This window comes from Dechloromonas denitrificans, assembly GCF_020510685.1.
GTDB lineage: Bacteria > Pseudomonadota > Gammaproteobacteria > Burkholderiales > Rhodocyclaceae > Azonexus > Azonexus denitrificans_A.
On the sequence record NZ_CP075185.1, the window covers coordinates 2,540,466 to 2,555,311 of the forward strand.

The following is a 14,846-nucleotide window of genomic DNA, read 5'->3' on the forward strand; positions in this document are numbered from 1 at the left end:
CCTTCTCCGCCCTTTGCCTGGACTCCATGATCAAAATCGACATCGTTGCCGACATCGTCTGCCCGTGGTGCTTCATCGGCAAACGCCGCCTTGAAACAGCAATTGCCATGGTTCGCCGGAACGTGCCGGAATTCAGCTACGAAACGCGCTGGCGCCCCTTTTTCCTCAATCCGGATACGCCCCCGGAAGGCGAGCCATACCTGCCTTTCCTCGAACAAAAATTTGGTGGACGGGCGCCGGTCGAGGCGCTGTTCGAGCGCGTCCGGGCTGCTGGCCGCGCCTATGACATCGATTACGCCTTCGAAAGAATCGAATTGCGGGCCAATACGCTGCAGGCCCATCGCCTGCTTTACTGGGCCCAGCAACGCGGCAATGCCGACGCCTTGATCGAACGGCTGTTCGTAGCCCAGTTCCAGCGGGGCGAACATGTCGGCGACCGCGTCACCTTGATCAAGATTGCGGTGGACTGCGGCTACCCGGCCAACGAGCTCGAAGCTTATCTCTATTCGAACGAAGACAGCGATACCGTCAGTGAAGACGCACAGCGGATCCGGGCCATGGGGATCCGCATGGTGCCAAGCTTCATCCTCGACGGCGAACAGATCATCGTCGGGGCTGAAGATCCGACGGTTCTGGCGACGGCCATGCTGCAATCACTTGATGCTCGCTGATGCACCCAGCTTGGCTGAAGAAGGTTCTTCTGGCGCTGAGCACAATGGCTCTCGGCACCGCCTGCTCGGTGATCAATCCACACTACGATGCGCGCAAGGCACACCATCGTCCGGACGGCTTCGTCAATAGCGACCCGACGCAACAGATCGGCACTTTTCCCTGGTATGAGATATTGCTGCGGCGGCTACGCGGCGATTTCCAGCCGACCCAGCCACCGGCCGGTGGCTACGAAAAATTCATCGCCGACTGGCGCATGCCGCTCGACATCGAACGCCTGTCCGCACCGGCCGAGCAGCCCCGCATCACGTGGCTGGGCCACGCTTCACTGCTCTTGCAGATCGACGGGCAAAACATTCTGATCGACCCTCAACTTTCCGGCCACGCCGGCCCCTACCCCTTTCTTTCGGCGGCCCGTCGAGTGCCAGCCCCAATCCTGCCGGCGCAACTGCCGCCCATCGATCTGGTCCTGATCTCGCACAACCATTACGACCATCTCGACAAGGCGACCATCCAGGCGCTGCTCGCCGCCGGGCAGAAACCCAGATTCCTGGTGCCGCTTGGCCTGAAAAGCTGGTTCGACGACCTGGGCATTACCAAGGTGAGCGAGATGGACTGGTGGGATAACCGCCAGGAAGGCAAGCTCCGGATTCACTTCACGCCGGCCCAGCACTGGAGCAAGCGCACGCCCTTTGACACCAATACCACGCTGTGGGGCGGCTTCGCCATTGAGCGACCGGGCACCACGCCATGGCGTTTTCTCTACACCGGCGATACCGGTTACTCGCAGGACTTCAAGGAAATCCGCCGGCGGCTGGGGCCGATCGATTTTCTCGCCGTCCCGGTCGGCGCCTACCTGCCGCGCGACTTCATGGCGCCGCAACACGCCAACCCCGACGATGCGGTGAAGATCATGCTCGACCTCGATGCCCGGCAGGCGCTCGGTGTCCATTGGGGCACCTTCGAACTGACGCAGGAAGCTTTCGACCAGCCGCCCAAGGACTTGGCCATCGCATTGCAGCAACATGGACTGGCAGCCAATCGCATGTGGTTATTCAAACACGGTGAAACACGGGGGCTGACGACCAACTGAAAATCATGCTTTACTGCTTGTAGACGACAGGAAGGGAAATTTGCCCAGACCAATCACTTCGACAGACATTTGGCGTTTTCGCATATCCTCCCGAGTTGCATGAAAAAAATACATATTGTCCTCGCTGACGACCAGTTACTGGTCCGTGCCGGCATCCGGGCGCTGCTTGAAGCATTGCCCGATTACCAGGTTGATGCCGAATGTGCCGATGGCCTGGAAGCCATAGACCAGATCCGCCGACAACAACCAGATATCGCCTTGCTCGACATCGCCATGCCGTTCCTTTCCGGAATCGAGGTCAGCAAAGCCATTCGCCAAAGCGACCCGAAGATCAAAATCCTGATTCTTTCCAGCATCGACCGCCACGAATCGGTCGAACAGGCGCTTGCGGCGGGCGTCAATGGCTATTTGCTGAAGGATTTCATCCTTGGCGAACTCCACCAGGCCCTCACCGCAGTGATGGACGGCAAACGTTTTCTATCGCCGAAAATCCAGCAAACATTGGATCAGCATCATCTCGATGGAGAAAGTGGACATACCGCCGGCCTAACTGCCAGGCAAACCGAAATTCTCCGCCTGGTGGCCTCCGGCAGGACCACCAAGGAAATTGCCCGCGAACTCGGGATCAGCCCCAAAACCGTCGAATTTCATCGAGCGCAGTTAATGGGAAAACTGAACGTTCATGATGTGACCGCCCTGACTCGCTTCGCCATCCAGGCCGGCATCGTTTCCTGAGCGCCCGGCGGCACTACTCAGGGCATTTTTCCGGCTGACGCCTGGTCTTCGTCGAGAAAACCCTTCAGTTCGCCGACCATTCTCTCCAGAGACTGACGCAGCGCAAGCGCCTCGGCGAACCAATCGATAGCGGTTTCGCCGCGCAGGTTGTCGGCGAAATAATCATGCAAGCCGGTTTCTATGCGACGCGCATGCTCGAGACACTCGTGGGCCGAAAACAGTACGCAGTTGCCGCGAATGTCGTGCACCGCTTGCTGCAAGGCATGCAGGTCTGGTGCCTTGACCGACTCGTCGAGTCGTTGGACGAGATTGGGAAAATGTTCAACAAAGAGGCTCGCCAGCCTCTTTGCCGCAGCCTCATTACGCCCCAGATTGTTCAACAGGTAATCAAGACTGCAACAACTTCCCTCCGTTTGTACATTGTTTTTGTTATTCATAGCCTGACCCTTATTTCTTTTCTGTTTGGTCATAGCTTAAAACCCGCTGACTGCCTAGTGAACAGGGTCTTACCCTAGGGCGCAGCCTCCCCGATAGAGGCCTTCGCCTTCTACGCTCCCGATTGCGGCCCGAGCACGCGCAATATTTCTTCCAATGTCGTCTGCCCGGCGGCAACCAGTTCTGCCGCATGCCAGGCCATGCTGCGCAGGCCCTTCTGGCGCACCAGTTTACGAATTTCAAGGATGCTCGCGCCACTGCCGATGCGATCGCGCAATTCATCGTCGAAGGTCAGGATTTCATAGAGGCCGACCCGGCCCTTGTAGCCGGCACCATTGCACTCCGGGCAACCCTTGCCGCGATAGGCCGGCAGTGCCGGATTGAACTGCGGCCCGAGACGCTGACAAAGCTCGTTTACCGCCGTCGCCGGTTCACGGCAAGCCTGGCAGATGCGGCGCACCAGACGCTGGGCGAAGATGCCCTCGAGCGCGGTGGCTACGACAAAGGGTTTGAGACCGAGATCGAACAGCCGGGCAATGGTGGCCACGGCCGAATTGGTGTGCAGCGTCGAATAGACCAGATGGCCGGTCAGCGCGGCGTGAAAAGCGACCTCGGCGGTATCGAAATCGCGAATCTCGCCAAGCAGAATGACATCCGGATCCTGGCGAAGCAAGGCGCGCAGGATGGTGGGAAAGGTCAGGCCGATTTTCTCGCGAACCAGGACCTGACCGGCCATATCAAGGTAGTACTCGACGGGATCTTCGATGGTGACGTAATTTTTCTCCGGCGTCGCATTGTGCTGCACGAGCGAATACAAGGTCGTCGTCTTGCCACTGCCGGTCGGCCCTGTGGCGAGAATGATGCCCTGCGGCCGGGCGACCATATCGCGAATGCGCGCCAGTTCGCTCTCCGGAAAGCCGAGATTTTCCAGGCTGTGCACGGCGGAATTGCGATCGAGAATACGCATCACCACTTTTTCGCCATTGATCGTCGGCAGCGTCGAGATCCGCAGATCGACCATGCGCATCGGCGTCTTGACCGTGATGCGCCCGTCCTGCGGCCGCCGCCGCTCCGAAATATCGAGCTCCGACATGATCTTCAGGCGCGAGACGAGGGATGGGTACAGATGATTCGGAATATGGATCTTGTCGGCCAGCACGCCATCGATGCGATAACGGACCACCACGCTGCTGGTGCGCGGCTGAATGTGGATATCGGATGCGCCGAGGCGGATGGCTTCGATAATGATCGCGTTGGCCAGCCGAATGGCCGGTGGCGCCTCGGTATCGCGGAGCAGGTCTTCCAGTGCCGCGACACCCTCGTCCTCGATGACGATCTCGATGCCCTCGTACGGGTCGGGGCCGGACACCAGGGTTTCCATGTCCTTGAAGTCGAGCGAGCTGCCGCCACTGTACAGCTCGTCGATCTTCTTCCTGATCGCCGCAACATCGGCGCTGACCACCTTGATATCCAGCCCGGCAGTAAAGCGCACCTCGTCGATCAAACCTTCGTCGAGCGGATCGGCCATCGCCAGCAACAGGCGCTTGCCGTCGAGCTTGAGCGGAACCACCAGTTGCCGAGCGCAGAAGCTGTGCGGAATCAGGTCGACCAGCACGGCATCGATACGAAACTCCGGCAGTTGAACCTCTTCGATCAGCAGATCTGTCTTGAGAACCTCTCGAATGCGCCGCTCAGCTATCCAGTCCTTTTCCAGAAGCAGGCTGATCAGCGGTTCCTTGCGACGCTCCTGCAACATGGTCAGTTCCTGCAACTGGGCCGACGACAGCAAACCCTTCTTGTGCAAGGTGATGCCGAGCCGGCTGCGATGCGTTGCCGCCAGTTTGGAGAGGGCTGAAATCTCCTTCGTTTTCTTGTCGTTTTCGCTCTTCAGTACCCGATTGCGGGCGATCAGGTCGGATTGCTCCAGGGCCAGGGCGACGGTGACGCGCAGATCGTCGTCGTTCCACGGTTTCAGGATGAATTTATAGACCGCCCCCTCGTTGATCGCCCCCATCACCGCATCGGTATTGGCATGGCCGGTCAGCATGATGCGGATCGTGTCCGGCGAGCGCCGTTTCACTTCGCTCAGGAACTCCGCGCCGGTCATCACCGGCATCATGAAATCGCTGATCACCAGATGCGTCGGTGCCTCGGCCAAACGATCAAGCGCTTCACCGCCGCTACCGGCGGTTACCACCTCGTAGTTTTCCTGGCGGAAGACCCGAATCAAGGCCTTGAGGATACCCGGCTCGTCGTCGACAAAAAGCAGGCGGTAGCGCGGCGGCGTCAGGTGGCTGGCCGGGGCTTGCGGCGCCGCCGATTTGCCGGTGAAGAGCGAACTGTAATCGGTCATTTGGGCAGGGGAAAAAACAGCGTTACGGTCGTCCCGACATCACGATAGCTGACCAGATCGATACGGCCGCTATGAGCCAGGACGATGTTGCGGGCGGTCGTCAAACCGAGCCCGGCCCCGGCGCCGACCGGCCGCGTCGTATAGAACGGCTCGAAAGCGCGGGCCAACTGCTCGGCCGTCATGCCGACACCGTTATCGCGAATGTGGATGGTGATCCCTTGCTCGTCGGCCGCGCTGGAAACGCCAATTTCGCCGGGGCGACCGGCTTCGGAAATTGCCTGTCCGGCATTGCGCAAAAGACCGAGCAACATCTGGTTGATATGGCCCGGCAGGCAAACCAGGCCGGGCAAGGGCAACAGCTCCAGGCGCAGGCTGACGCCCGGCGGCAGTTGCCCTTCGATGACGCTGGCGGCTTGCCGCAAGCAGTCGTTGAGATCGAGGAATTCCTCACTGGCACGGTCGACATTGGAAAAACTCTTCAACTCGCTGACGATCTTGGCAATGCGGTCGATGCCTTTGAGGCTTTCGGCCAGCAAATCGCCACCGTCTTCAAGGACGAAATCGAGATCGAGTGCCTGCCAGGCAACCTCGCCCTCGCCCAGGCGCGCCTTGAGACCGCCAAATTGGCCGAGGTAATGCTGGAAGGTCGCCAGATTGCTGCGCACGAAGCCGAGCGGATTATTCACCTCATGCGCCACACCGGCCGCCAACTGGCCGACCGAAGCCAGCTTTTCGGCCGAGTAGAGCATCTGCTGACGCTCTTCCAGCTGGAGCACCTGGGCCCTGACGCGGGCTTCGAGTTCGCCGGACAGCGCCTTGTAACGCGCCTCGGATTCCTGCAAACGGGCATGCTCGAGGCGCAGGCTCTCAAAATCCTCGGCCACCGCCTCAAGGTGCAGGTTGGAAGCCATCTTGTAGCGCACCTGAGTGCGCAGCAGTAGTTCGAGCAATGTCCGGGCACCGGCCAGTGCCTTCTGATCGGCCGATTGACTGGCCAGATAGGCGACCGGTTCAAGTTCGAGAACCAGCGGTTCACGCCGGGCTTCGGCGACGGCAATTCCCCACAGGACGTGACCATCCGCGTCGACAATCGCCGCATCGCCGCCGAGCAAGACGTTCAGCGCCGGGCCGACGCGTTGCATCATGCCTTGATCAAGCAGTTCCTCAATTCGCCATTCGCGATCGAAGTTGCTGTTCATCGACCAGCTGACTTCCCGAAAGCGCCGGCGACCAGGGCGTCTTCATCAAGTACGTGGCGGCTGGCCAGCTCGCAGCTTTCATTGAAGCGGCGATAGGTCGAGCGCAGCAAGGCCTCGAAACTTGCCGCGACCCCCTCACCGCGCAGCGCCGAGGCAAACACCAGCGGCCACGGCGCAGCCGACCAGCGTTCACGGATTTCCGCCTCGGGCACCGCGCTCGGCAGATCGCGTTTGTTGAACTGGACGACCAGCGGCAAACGTTCGAAATCGAGACCGACCCGCGAACAGTTCCCAGCCAGGGTCTGGAACGATTCGGCGTTATTGGTCTCTTGCGCCCGGTCGGAGTCGGCGACGAAAACCACGCCATCGGCCCGCGACAACACCGCTTTCCGCGTTCCATCATGGGCCACCTGGCCGGGAACGGTGAACAGGCGAAACTTGATGAGCAGCCCGGAAGGGGCGCGAAAGCCGAGCGGCAGCAGATCGAAGAACAGGGTGCGATCGTCCTGCGTTTCCAGAGTCATCATTTCGCCTTTCAGTTCCGGCGAAAGCTGGTCGTGCAGGCGCAGCAAATTGGTCGTCTTGCCGCTTTGCGCCGGCCCGTAATAGACCAGTTTGAAGGAAAGCCGTCCCGCTTCGCTATCCGGCATTTCAGGGCGGGATCAGCGATCCGGATCGAGCAACACCGAGCCGTCCGGCCCCCAGTTGACCTGGGTGATGCCCGGCTCCATCGCTTCAAGACGCTCGGCTTCGATTGCTTCAGGCGTTTTCTCGCCCATTTCCATGCGAACCAGATTGGCCAGTTGCCGGTTCTCCAGCATCAGGTCGCGATGGGCCAGCGACTGGGCGATCGCCGACAGCAGCTCGTAATCGTTCCAGGGCTTGCCGATAAACCGATCAATACCGACTTCATTGACCGCCCGGACCAGGGCATTGAGATCGGCATAGCCGGAGAGAATCAGGCGGGCCGCATCGGGTTGCACTTCCTTGACGGCCTTGAGGAACTCAATGCCATCCATTTCCGGCATCCGAAAATCGCTGATGAAGAGATCGAATGGCTCATGCCTGGCCCGTTCCAGCGCCTGTACCGGCGAGGAAAAGCTCTCGATCTCGAGACTGAAGGACTTGTTGCCCAGCGTACAGGGAGCAACCCGCAGCAGGCGTTTCAAGGCCTTGAGAATGCCTTCCTCGTCATCGACGAGCATGACTCGGCTCATACTTCCTCCTGCTTGATGTAGAGCGTGTACGGCTGCTGTTCGGTCGATTCCAGCTTGACCAGTTGACTGATGATTTCCTTGGTCAGCACGCTGCCGCGCGACAGCAACAAATAACCGTCGCGATGATTCAGATCGCGCGACAGCACCGAACCCGGCCGCAACTGCAGGCAGCGGATCGGCAACTCGGTAACCGCCTTCTTGCCGGTCTCGGCCAGCAACTGGGCAAAGCAATCGACGACCTGCGGATCGTAACGCTTGCCGCGATTGTCGATCAGGAAAGTCAGCGCTTCGTCGGCCCGGAGCGGCCGCTGGACCAGCGTACCGATCTGTAGCGCATCATAGTCGTTGGCCACGGCCAGAATGCGGCTGCCGAGCGGAATGGCCATGGCGGATAGACGGTCGGGAAAGCCGCTGCCATCGTAGAGCTCGTGGTGATGGCGGACGAGCAGCGCACAATCGCGCAGCTTCTCGACCGACATCAGGATGTTCTGGCCGACCACCGGATGCTTCATGACCAGGGCACGATGATCCGCCGACAGGTTGTTGTAGGGTTTGTCGAGCAAGCCATCGGGCAGGCCGATCTTGCCGATATCGTGCAGCAGGCCGGCCAGCATCACCGTCTGCACCTCGGCATCGCTAAGATCAAGACGCTTGGCCAGACTGCGGGCATGATCGGCGACACGCCGGCCGTGCCCGGCCAGTTGGGCGCCCACCGGTCCGGCCCGCAATTCGACCATGCCGGAAAAAACCTGGACGGTGGTAATAAAGGTTTTCTTCAGTTCGTTGAGCGCCGCCCGAACCTCGGCGGTTCGCTCGCTGACCTTCTGCTCCAAGCCGGCATTGAGTTCCTTGAGCTCCTCGTTCTGACGCAGGGTCAAGGCGCTGAGCCGACGGTTCTCCTCTTCCAGACGCCGACGCTCGAGCGCTTCCCGGACAACGAGCACGATTTCGTTGTCGTCCCAGGGTTTGGAGATATAGCGGTAGATCTCGCCTTCGTTGATCGCCGCGACCGTTGAGGTGATGTCGGCATAGCCGGTGAGCAGGATGCGCATCACCTCCGGCCAGCGTTGACGGACATGCTTCAGAAAAGTCGCTCCGTCCATTTCCGGCATGCGCATGTCGGAAATCACCAGATCGACCACCTCGCGTTCGAGGATTTCCAGGCCGGCCGCACCGCTCTCGGCCATCATGATCCGATAACCATGCGGCCGGAACAGACGGCGCAAGGCAGAAAGGATGCTCGGTTCGTCATCAACGAACAGCAGTGTCAGATTATCGTTATCGCCCATTCAGAATCACCCTATCAAGTGGCATGAGCTGCCTTGGCTCAGAATACCTCGAAAGCGTCCTTCCAGCCCAGAGTTTCGGGCACATCGGGAGACCATCGGCGCACGACAAAGCGGCCGGGTAAACGAAAAATGCCAGTTTCAGCAACCGATCAACCGATTGATGAAACTGGCACTTTAAATACTTGGCGGAGTGGACGGGACTCGAACCCTTCACCAGAAAAAAGCCTTAAAGCACGGTACTTCGTGGCTTATCAAGGGGTGGTGTGTGGTAAATGTGTGTGGTAAATTCGGTTTTTCTAAGCAAACAAACCACACTCATTCATCATGGCCTACATCGAACGAAGACGAAACCTCTGGTATGCACTCCTGACCATCCCTGAAGATGTCCGGGGCAAGCTCGACAAGCTCCGCTTCGTTCAGTCCCTTGGTACGCCTGACAAAGCAGAAGCGATGATACTCGCCGCCCCTTTGCTAGCCAAATGGAAGGCCGAAATCAGGGAGGCCAGAGGTGCAACCAACGCACTCACCGAAGAGGCCAACCGGTGGAAAAAGCACCTGCTTCGACAGACCAGCGTCGATGAAGAACGTGGTGACGAGTTTGGCACTGGTGCCCTTGAGCTTCACGATTTGCTCCGAGAGCGCACAGAGACCCTAGCGAAGACCAAGGGGGCGGCAGTCGCTGACACTTTCCACGGAGTCATTACCGGCAAGCTCACCACCACAGGTGCCTATGAAACGGAATGGAAGGCGCAGCTGCAAGCCACCCCGAAGACGAAGGATCAAATGGAGAAAGACCTTCCCCTGCTGATCGCTCGTTTCACCTCCCTTGAGGAAATCAGCAAAAGCTCGGTCAAGAAGTGGCTTGATGATCTCCGCTCACAGGGGAAGTCTGTGGCTACCCTCGACAGAATCCTGTGTTCTGCTCGTAACTACTGGAAATACCTTCAGTCGCATGATGTCGTGCCCGTCGAACTGACACCGTTCAAAGGTGTTCTCGACCTCACCAAGACCGCCGAGACCAAGGCCAAGAAGCGTGGCAAGGTTGCCAACCTCCCGTATGAACCCAAAGAGGTTGTCAGGCTCTACAAGTCTGCAGAGGCTGGCTGGGGTGCGAGACCTTCACCTGACCTTGAGTTGGCCGCACTGATCAAGCTGGGTGCTTACACCGGGGCACGAATTGAAGAACTGTGTTCCCTGAAGGTTTCCAGCATCAAGAAAGATGCTTTCTACATTGGGGAATCGAAAACAGCAGCAGGGATTCGAGAAGTGCCAATCCATAGCGAACTGAAGGCACTCGTAAAGTCCCTGAAGGATGCCTCCACAGATGGTTACTTGCTCTCTGGCCTGACCTTCAACAAGTTTGGTGATCGCTCTAACGCAATCGGCAAGCGATTCGGACGGCTGAAAGAGTCGCTAGGGTTTGACGCTAGCCACACCTTCCACAGCTTCCGGGCCACAGTGATTACCCAGCTGGAAAACTCTGATGTCAGTGAAAACCTCGCTGCTGACATCGTCGGCCATGAGAAGCCCCGGATTACCTATGGCCTGTATTCAGGCGGTGCAAGCATGGCGGTCAAGCGGGAAGCCGTCGAACGACTCCAATACCCATTCAACGAGAAGGAGCAAGGCCATGAGTGATGTTCCCATTTGTCACACCTACATTTTGGTCACAGACGGTCCCCTGATTGGCCCATTCTTCAGCGAAGAGGATGCCAAGGAGTGGGCTAAAAGTGCCGGCATGGCCTACAAGAGGATAGAACGCCTCGAACACCAGAGCGGATTCCCCTATCTTTTTTCACCAGAAGCTCAAGAAACAACCAAAAGCTGACGAGGGTCATCACAAGCTGTAAACAAAGGATGGTCCTGCAACTTCAAATGCATCCATCATTCTCAGCTGGACAAGGCGATCTTACCAAGGAGCGCTTCCGACAATGAAGCAGGAATAACATCAACCTTCCTCAACCTCATTCCACGAACTCGACGCCCTGTTCGTTGATTCACAACTGTTACAAGTTCAACAAGACCGAGTTCCGCCAACTGTTCGCCGACCAAGTGACCAACTTGATGCGGAATGTTGAATAGCGCACGCAGATGGTAGTCAAGGCCATGGTCTTGGCCATTCTCTTGAAGGCTGTGAAGATTTTCTTTGCTGATTAGAAATGGAATTTCTCCAGCATGCACACCAAAAGGGGCTTTCTCTGAAGAGCAAACTGGACAGGCTTTGCTTGCGGCAAAAATTAATGCAGCAGGAAGAGTCGCATTGGGCACAGAAAATCCCTGGCGGCTAAAGGTCGTGTTGTCCCCACCTAAAATTTTGGTTCCTAAACTTGTGAGTTCGGACTCGATTTCCGTATCAACTAATGAAGTGATGCGAGGGAGTGGAGCAGACCTTGTTAGTGTCGTTGCTCTAGGGCCAGCAACTGATGCGACTGAGCCTGAAGGCAGTGATGACGTTGCGTTCTCCAAAGCGTGAAGTATTGAGCGTCCTAGTGCCGTGGCAACCGGAGGGCAAACAGCATTACCTATTTGATTGTACTGAGAGAGATTCTTCTCCCAACTCATTGTTGTTCGTCTACCCTTAAACTCATAGTTATCTGGGAAACCCATGATTCGCGCAGCTTCTCGGGCCGTCAGATTACGGTGTAATTTTGGATGCAGGAATAATGATTGAAACGATGCAGGAATAGCCAAGGAGGGCTTGCTAGGGTCTAAACGGTAGTTATTAGACTTGAAAGGTTTTTTAACGGCATCCCCGGTTATTTTTGCAATCTGCCCATGTTCTGATGGAACATCTTTAAGAGACTGTCCCGGTCCGATTACCTTGAAGCGTTCTATAAGACGGCTAGTATGTCTCATGGCAATGTGGTTTTTTACACCATCACTACCTTTGCGCATTTCCTTTTGGTAATCGTTCATGGGGGATGTTGCGTACGGAATTTGATCGTCAGTTCCCTCGCCTGCCTCAATTGGAGGTAAGTCTGACAAGGCCTCGCCGACTGTTACGTAGGGATGCAGATTGCCAAAGAGATCATGGTTTGAATTGGTATTTACAACATGGGTAGGCTCAGGAAATTGAAAATAAACGCCCGGAGCCGTTGCGACTATGAAAGCCCTACGTCTTTGTTGAGGTGTTCCATAATCTGCAGCGTTCAAAACCTTGTATACAACTAAGTACCCAAGCCTTTCAAACTCACCTTTGATCACCTCTAAAACGCTGGTCGTCCCATCTGATTTGGTTAAGATGTTCGGTACGTTTTCGATAATGGCGATTTTTGGGCAAAGAATGCTCACCCAATGAAGAAACCAATGTGGAAGCTCATTCCTTGGGTCGTCTATACCAAATTGGCTCGCTCCAGCTACGGAGAAACCTTGGCAGGGAGGCCCCCCCACAATTACATCGACGCCAATAAACGAGCGAATAACTTCGTCATCAAATTCCCTTACATCCCCTTCCAAAATTCGGCTTTCCGGGAAATTCGAGCGAAGGCTATCTGCGGCCCACGCATCTAGCTCAACCTCACCAACAGAGGAAAGACCAGCCTTTTTTAAACCTACAGAAAACCCACCGCATCCTGCAAATAAATCGAGAAACTTTGCCATCAGAAGTAACCACGTTTGAGAACTTCTGATTCCGAAAGTGATACCTGTTCAGGGAAAGAACTGTTTAGTTTGTCTACAAGTCGTACGAATGCGTCCAAGCTCAGTGGGTTGTCATCAAGATGTTTCTCATAGGTCGCTGCATACGCTGCTCGACTTGAAGCTTCAGAGAAATTTGCTCTGACACCTGAGCCAAGCCGCTTGGCCTTCCGAAGAATGATTACTTCGTCAATCTCTGTCACTCGGGTGTCGATCGGAGGCATGTCCAGCCATTCGCACAACAGAACATAAACTGCATCGCCAACAGACCCCTTTAGCTCGCGTGCTGTTGCTGCTGCTTCTTGGAACATCGTCTTATCTAAATTCGTTTTTAACTCTGAAACAAAATAGGCAACGTTGAAACTCATGTCTAGACACGCGTCGAAGTCACCTTTAGAGCAGGCTTTCAGGAATAGCTTCCTACCAACTGTGAAATCTTGATTTTTTGTTTTTATGTAAATTCCACCCTCGTCAATCGGGGCATGTACGGGGCCAATAAACATACCGGCGTAACAGGATTGTGGCCCGACAGTAATGTTTTCAATGTTCCTTATTCCGGGCACAATTCGTTCGTCTACTAAATGGGGCAAAAACTCTTCGAGGATAGTGCTGTTTAACTTGAGCTGCCCTGCTTGTCGGTACAGAAAATCATTCTTTGATTTAAATACAAGATCAAAGTCCACCCACTTTTTGTACTGATTGGTTGCTTCGACCATGTCTTTAAGAAATTCAGCACCACTTGATTTCAGCTTGCTTAGGCCGTCCTTCCAAGCCGCATACCTCTCCAACGTTTCTTCAACTTTTGCATGGTCTTGTGGGGGAAGCTTAGGATTTCTAGCTAATGCCGAAAGTATTCCGCCATGCGGAGTTGGTCCCTTAATCATGCTATCGAGTGTCCTTATTTTTTGTGTGCTTGGCCATACAGATGAAGCATTTGTCATCCACTGTTTGGATGATCTCAAGGCCTGTGGCGGCGCAACGTAACGGTGTCAGACGCCATTGTAAAATAGATACCCGATTGACTGCACAACAGAGAGTAAGGGCGTAACAATCCACTCTTGCTTATCTTTTTTTGAAAATTTCTGAGACCTCCTCTCGATACCGGACGGCCCCAGAACCCCCCGTAGCCCCCCCCCTCGAAGCCTCTCCGCTGGCAACCTGACCCGCCCCCGCAGGCAACAAAAAGGGCCGCGTAAGGCGACCCCGTAGGCTTCCGGCTGGCTGGGCTTACCGGCTCCACCACCACTCACGCTTCCCTGCCTTGATGAAGGTGCCGTCCTTGTGGAGTTCCAGAGCTACCGAGAAGCTGCCGATCTTGATTGAGTACATGCTGAGAGTCCGTGGTGAGTTGAAGTGTCGCCACAGTAGCCAGTATTTCCCCTTTATGTAACGGGTTTGCCGTAAGGCTTGCGCTGGTGGAAGGGTCTCCACTTTCGGATGCTAATCGACTACAATGCAACACATTAAACCTTCGTCTTTTGATGTTGCACTGAACCATGAGGCCAGCCATGCAAGGCAAATTCATCGCTTATTACCGAGTCTCGACAGCCAAGCAGGGACAGTCTGGCCTTGGACTTGAGGCGCAGCAGGAAGCTGTTCGCCAGTACCTCAATGGTGGCTCTTGGGAACTCGTCGGGGAGTACATCGAGGTTGAGACCGGCAAGGGATCGGATGCACTCGACAAACGCCCCCAGCTGAAAGCAGCACTGGCCCAATGCAAGAAAGCCAAGGCAAAGCTGTTGATCGCCAAACTTGACCGGCTGGCCCGTAATGTCCATTTCGTGTCCGGCCTGATGGAATCCAAGGTCAAGTTTGTCGCTATCGACATCCCAGAGGCCAACGACCTGACCATTCACATCATGGCGGCATTTGCTGAACATGAAGCCAAGCGAATCAGCGAACGCACCAAGGCTGCTCTGGCCGCTTCCAAGGCCCGTGGGACGAAGCTGGGGAGTGCTGGCCCCGCCAACCTCAAGCGGAACCTCGATGAGCGCAAGGAGCAAGCCACAGCATTTGCCGAGAAGCTGCGGTCTATCCTCGAAGGCTTCAAAGTGGCTGGCCTCACCCAAGTTCAGCAGGTCGAGAATCTGAATGAATTGGGCATCACCACCCCGAGAGGCGGTCAGTGGTCAAGGATGCAATTGCAGAGGGTTATCCAGCGTCTGGCATAAGTGGCACCTCTAGGAATAGAGCCTACTCGATTCCATTACACACCTTTTT

14 protein-coding genes are annotated in these 14,846 nt (G+C 56.3%); 6 read left to right on the forward strand and 8 right to left on the reverse strand.

Annotation, left to right across the window (positions count from 1 at the left end):
• The first annotated feature begins 26 nt into the window (after nt 1–26).
• The 3 genes from KI611_RS12115 (at nt 27) to KI611_RS12125 (ending at nt 2,497) form a co-directional block, all read left to right on the forward strand.
• On the forward strand, nt 27–671 hold the full coding sequence (locus KI611_RS12115; protein ID WP_226415558.1) for a DsbA family oxidoreductase: 645 nt from the start codon (nt 27–29) through the stop codon (nt 669–671).
• Nucleotides 671–1,762, forward strand: coding sequence for an MBL fold metallo-hydrolase (locus KI611_RS12120; protein ID WP_226415560.1), 1,092 nt, complete (start codon nt 671–673; stop codon nt 1,760–1,762). The genes KI611_RS12115 and KI611_RS12120 overlap by 1 nt, the downstream gene beginning before the upstream one ends.
• A gap of 99 nt (nt 1,763–1,861) precedes the next feature.
• The gene (locus KI611_RS12125) at nt 1,862–2,497 is read left to right on the forward strand and encodes a response regulator (protein WP_226415574.1); all 636 of its coding nucleotides are present in this window, start codon (nt 1,862–1,864) and stop codon (nt 2,495–2,497) included.
• Between the two features lie 17 nt (nt 2,498–2,514).
• On the opposite strand, the gene KI611_RS12130 is transcribed toward KI611_RS12125, so the two are convergent.
• The 6 genes from KI611_RS12130 to KI611_RS12155 form a co-directional block, all read right to left on the reverse strand.
• Nucleotides 2,515–2,934: an Hpt domain-containing protein gene (locus tag KI611_RS12130; RefSeq protein ID WP_226415576.1), complete on the reverse strand. Its 420-nt coding sequence runs from the start codon at nt 2,932–2,934 to the stop codon at nt 2,515–2,517.
• A gap of 110 nt (nt 2,935–3,044) precedes the next feature.
• Nucleotides 3,045–5,285 carry an ATPase, T2SS/T4P/T4SS family gene (locus KI611_RS12135; RefSeq protein WP_226415590.1) on the reverse strand — a complete coding sequence of 747 codons (2,241 nt, stop codon included), beginning with the start codon at nt 5,283–5,285 and terminating at the stop codon, nt 3,045–3,047.
• Entirely contained in the window at nt 5,282–6,484 is a 1,203-nt protein-coding gene (locus KI611_RS12140; protein ID WP_226415592.1) for a sensor histidine kinase, read from the reverse strand. The genes KI611_RS12135 and KI611_RS12140 overlap by 4 nt, the downstream gene beginning before the upstream one ends.
• Nucleotides 6,481–7,134, reverse strand: a complete 654-nt coding sequence (locus KI611_RS12145; protein ID WP_226415594.1) for a GTP-binding protein — start codon at nt 7,132–7,134, stop codon at nt 6,481–6,483. The genes KI611_RS12140 and KI611_RS12145 overlap by 4 nt, the downstream gene beginning before the upstream one ends.
• A 12-nt stretch (nt 7,135–7,146) precedes the next feature.
• A complete protein-coding gene (locus tag KI611_RS12150) occupies nt 7,147–7,701 on the reverse strand; it encodes a response regulator (protein ID WP_226415597.1) in 555 nt (184 codons plus the stop codon).
• Complete coding sequence (locus tag KI611_RS12155; RefSeq protein WP_226415599.1) at nt 7,698–8,990, reverse strand: HD domain-containing phosphohydrolase; 1,293 nt, start codon at nt 8,988–8,990, stop codon at nt 7,698–7,700. The genes KI611_RS12150 and KI611_RS12155 overlap by 4 nt, the downstream gene beginning before the upstream one ends.
• Before the next feature lie 324 nt (nt 8,991–9,314).
• Here KI611_RS12155 and KI611_RS12160 point away from each other — a divergent pair, with 324 nt between their 5' ends.
• Complete coding sequence (locus KI611_RS12160) at nt 9,315–10,628, forward strand: tyrosine-type recombinase/integrase (RefSeq protein ID WP_226415602.1); 1,314 nt, start codon at nt 9,315–9,317, stop codon at nt 10,626–10,628.
• A complete protein-coding gene (locus KI611_RS12165; protein WP_226415604.1) occupies nt 10,621–10,818 on the forward strand; it encodes a hypothetical protein in 198 nt (65 codons plus the stop codon). Before KI611_RS12160 ends, KI611_RS12165 begins: the two co-directional genes overlap by 8 nt.
• A 62-nt stretch (nt 10,819–10,880) precedes the next feature.
• Here KI611_RS12165 and KI611_RS12170 read toward each other — a convergent pair whose 3' ends face one another.
• The gene (locus KI611_RS12170) at nt 10,881–12,590 is read right to left on the reverse strand and encodes a DNA cytosine methyltransferase (protein ID WP_226415606.1); all 1,710 of its coding nucleotides are present in this window, start codon (nt 12,588–12,590) and stop codon (nt 10,881–10,883) included.
• Nucleotides 12,590–13,510, reverse strand: coding sequence for a Bpu10I family restriction endonuclease (locus KI611_RS12175; RefSeq protein WP_226415609.1), 921 nt, complete (start codon nt 13,508–13,510; stop codon nt 12,590–12,592). The genes KI611_RS12170 and KI611_RS12175 overlap by 1 nt, the downstream gene beginning before the upstream one ends.
• A 624-nt stretch (nt 13,511–14,134) precedes the next feature.
• Between KI611_RS12175 and KI611_RS12180 the strand changes: the two genes are divergently transcribed.
• Nucleotides 14,135–14,797, forward strand: a complete 663-nt coding sequence (locus KI611_RS12180) for a recombinase family protein (protein ID WP_226415611.1) — start codon at nt 14,135–14,137, stop codon at nt 14,795–14,797.
• The last annotated feature ends 49 nt before the right edge of the window (nt 14,798–14,846 follow it).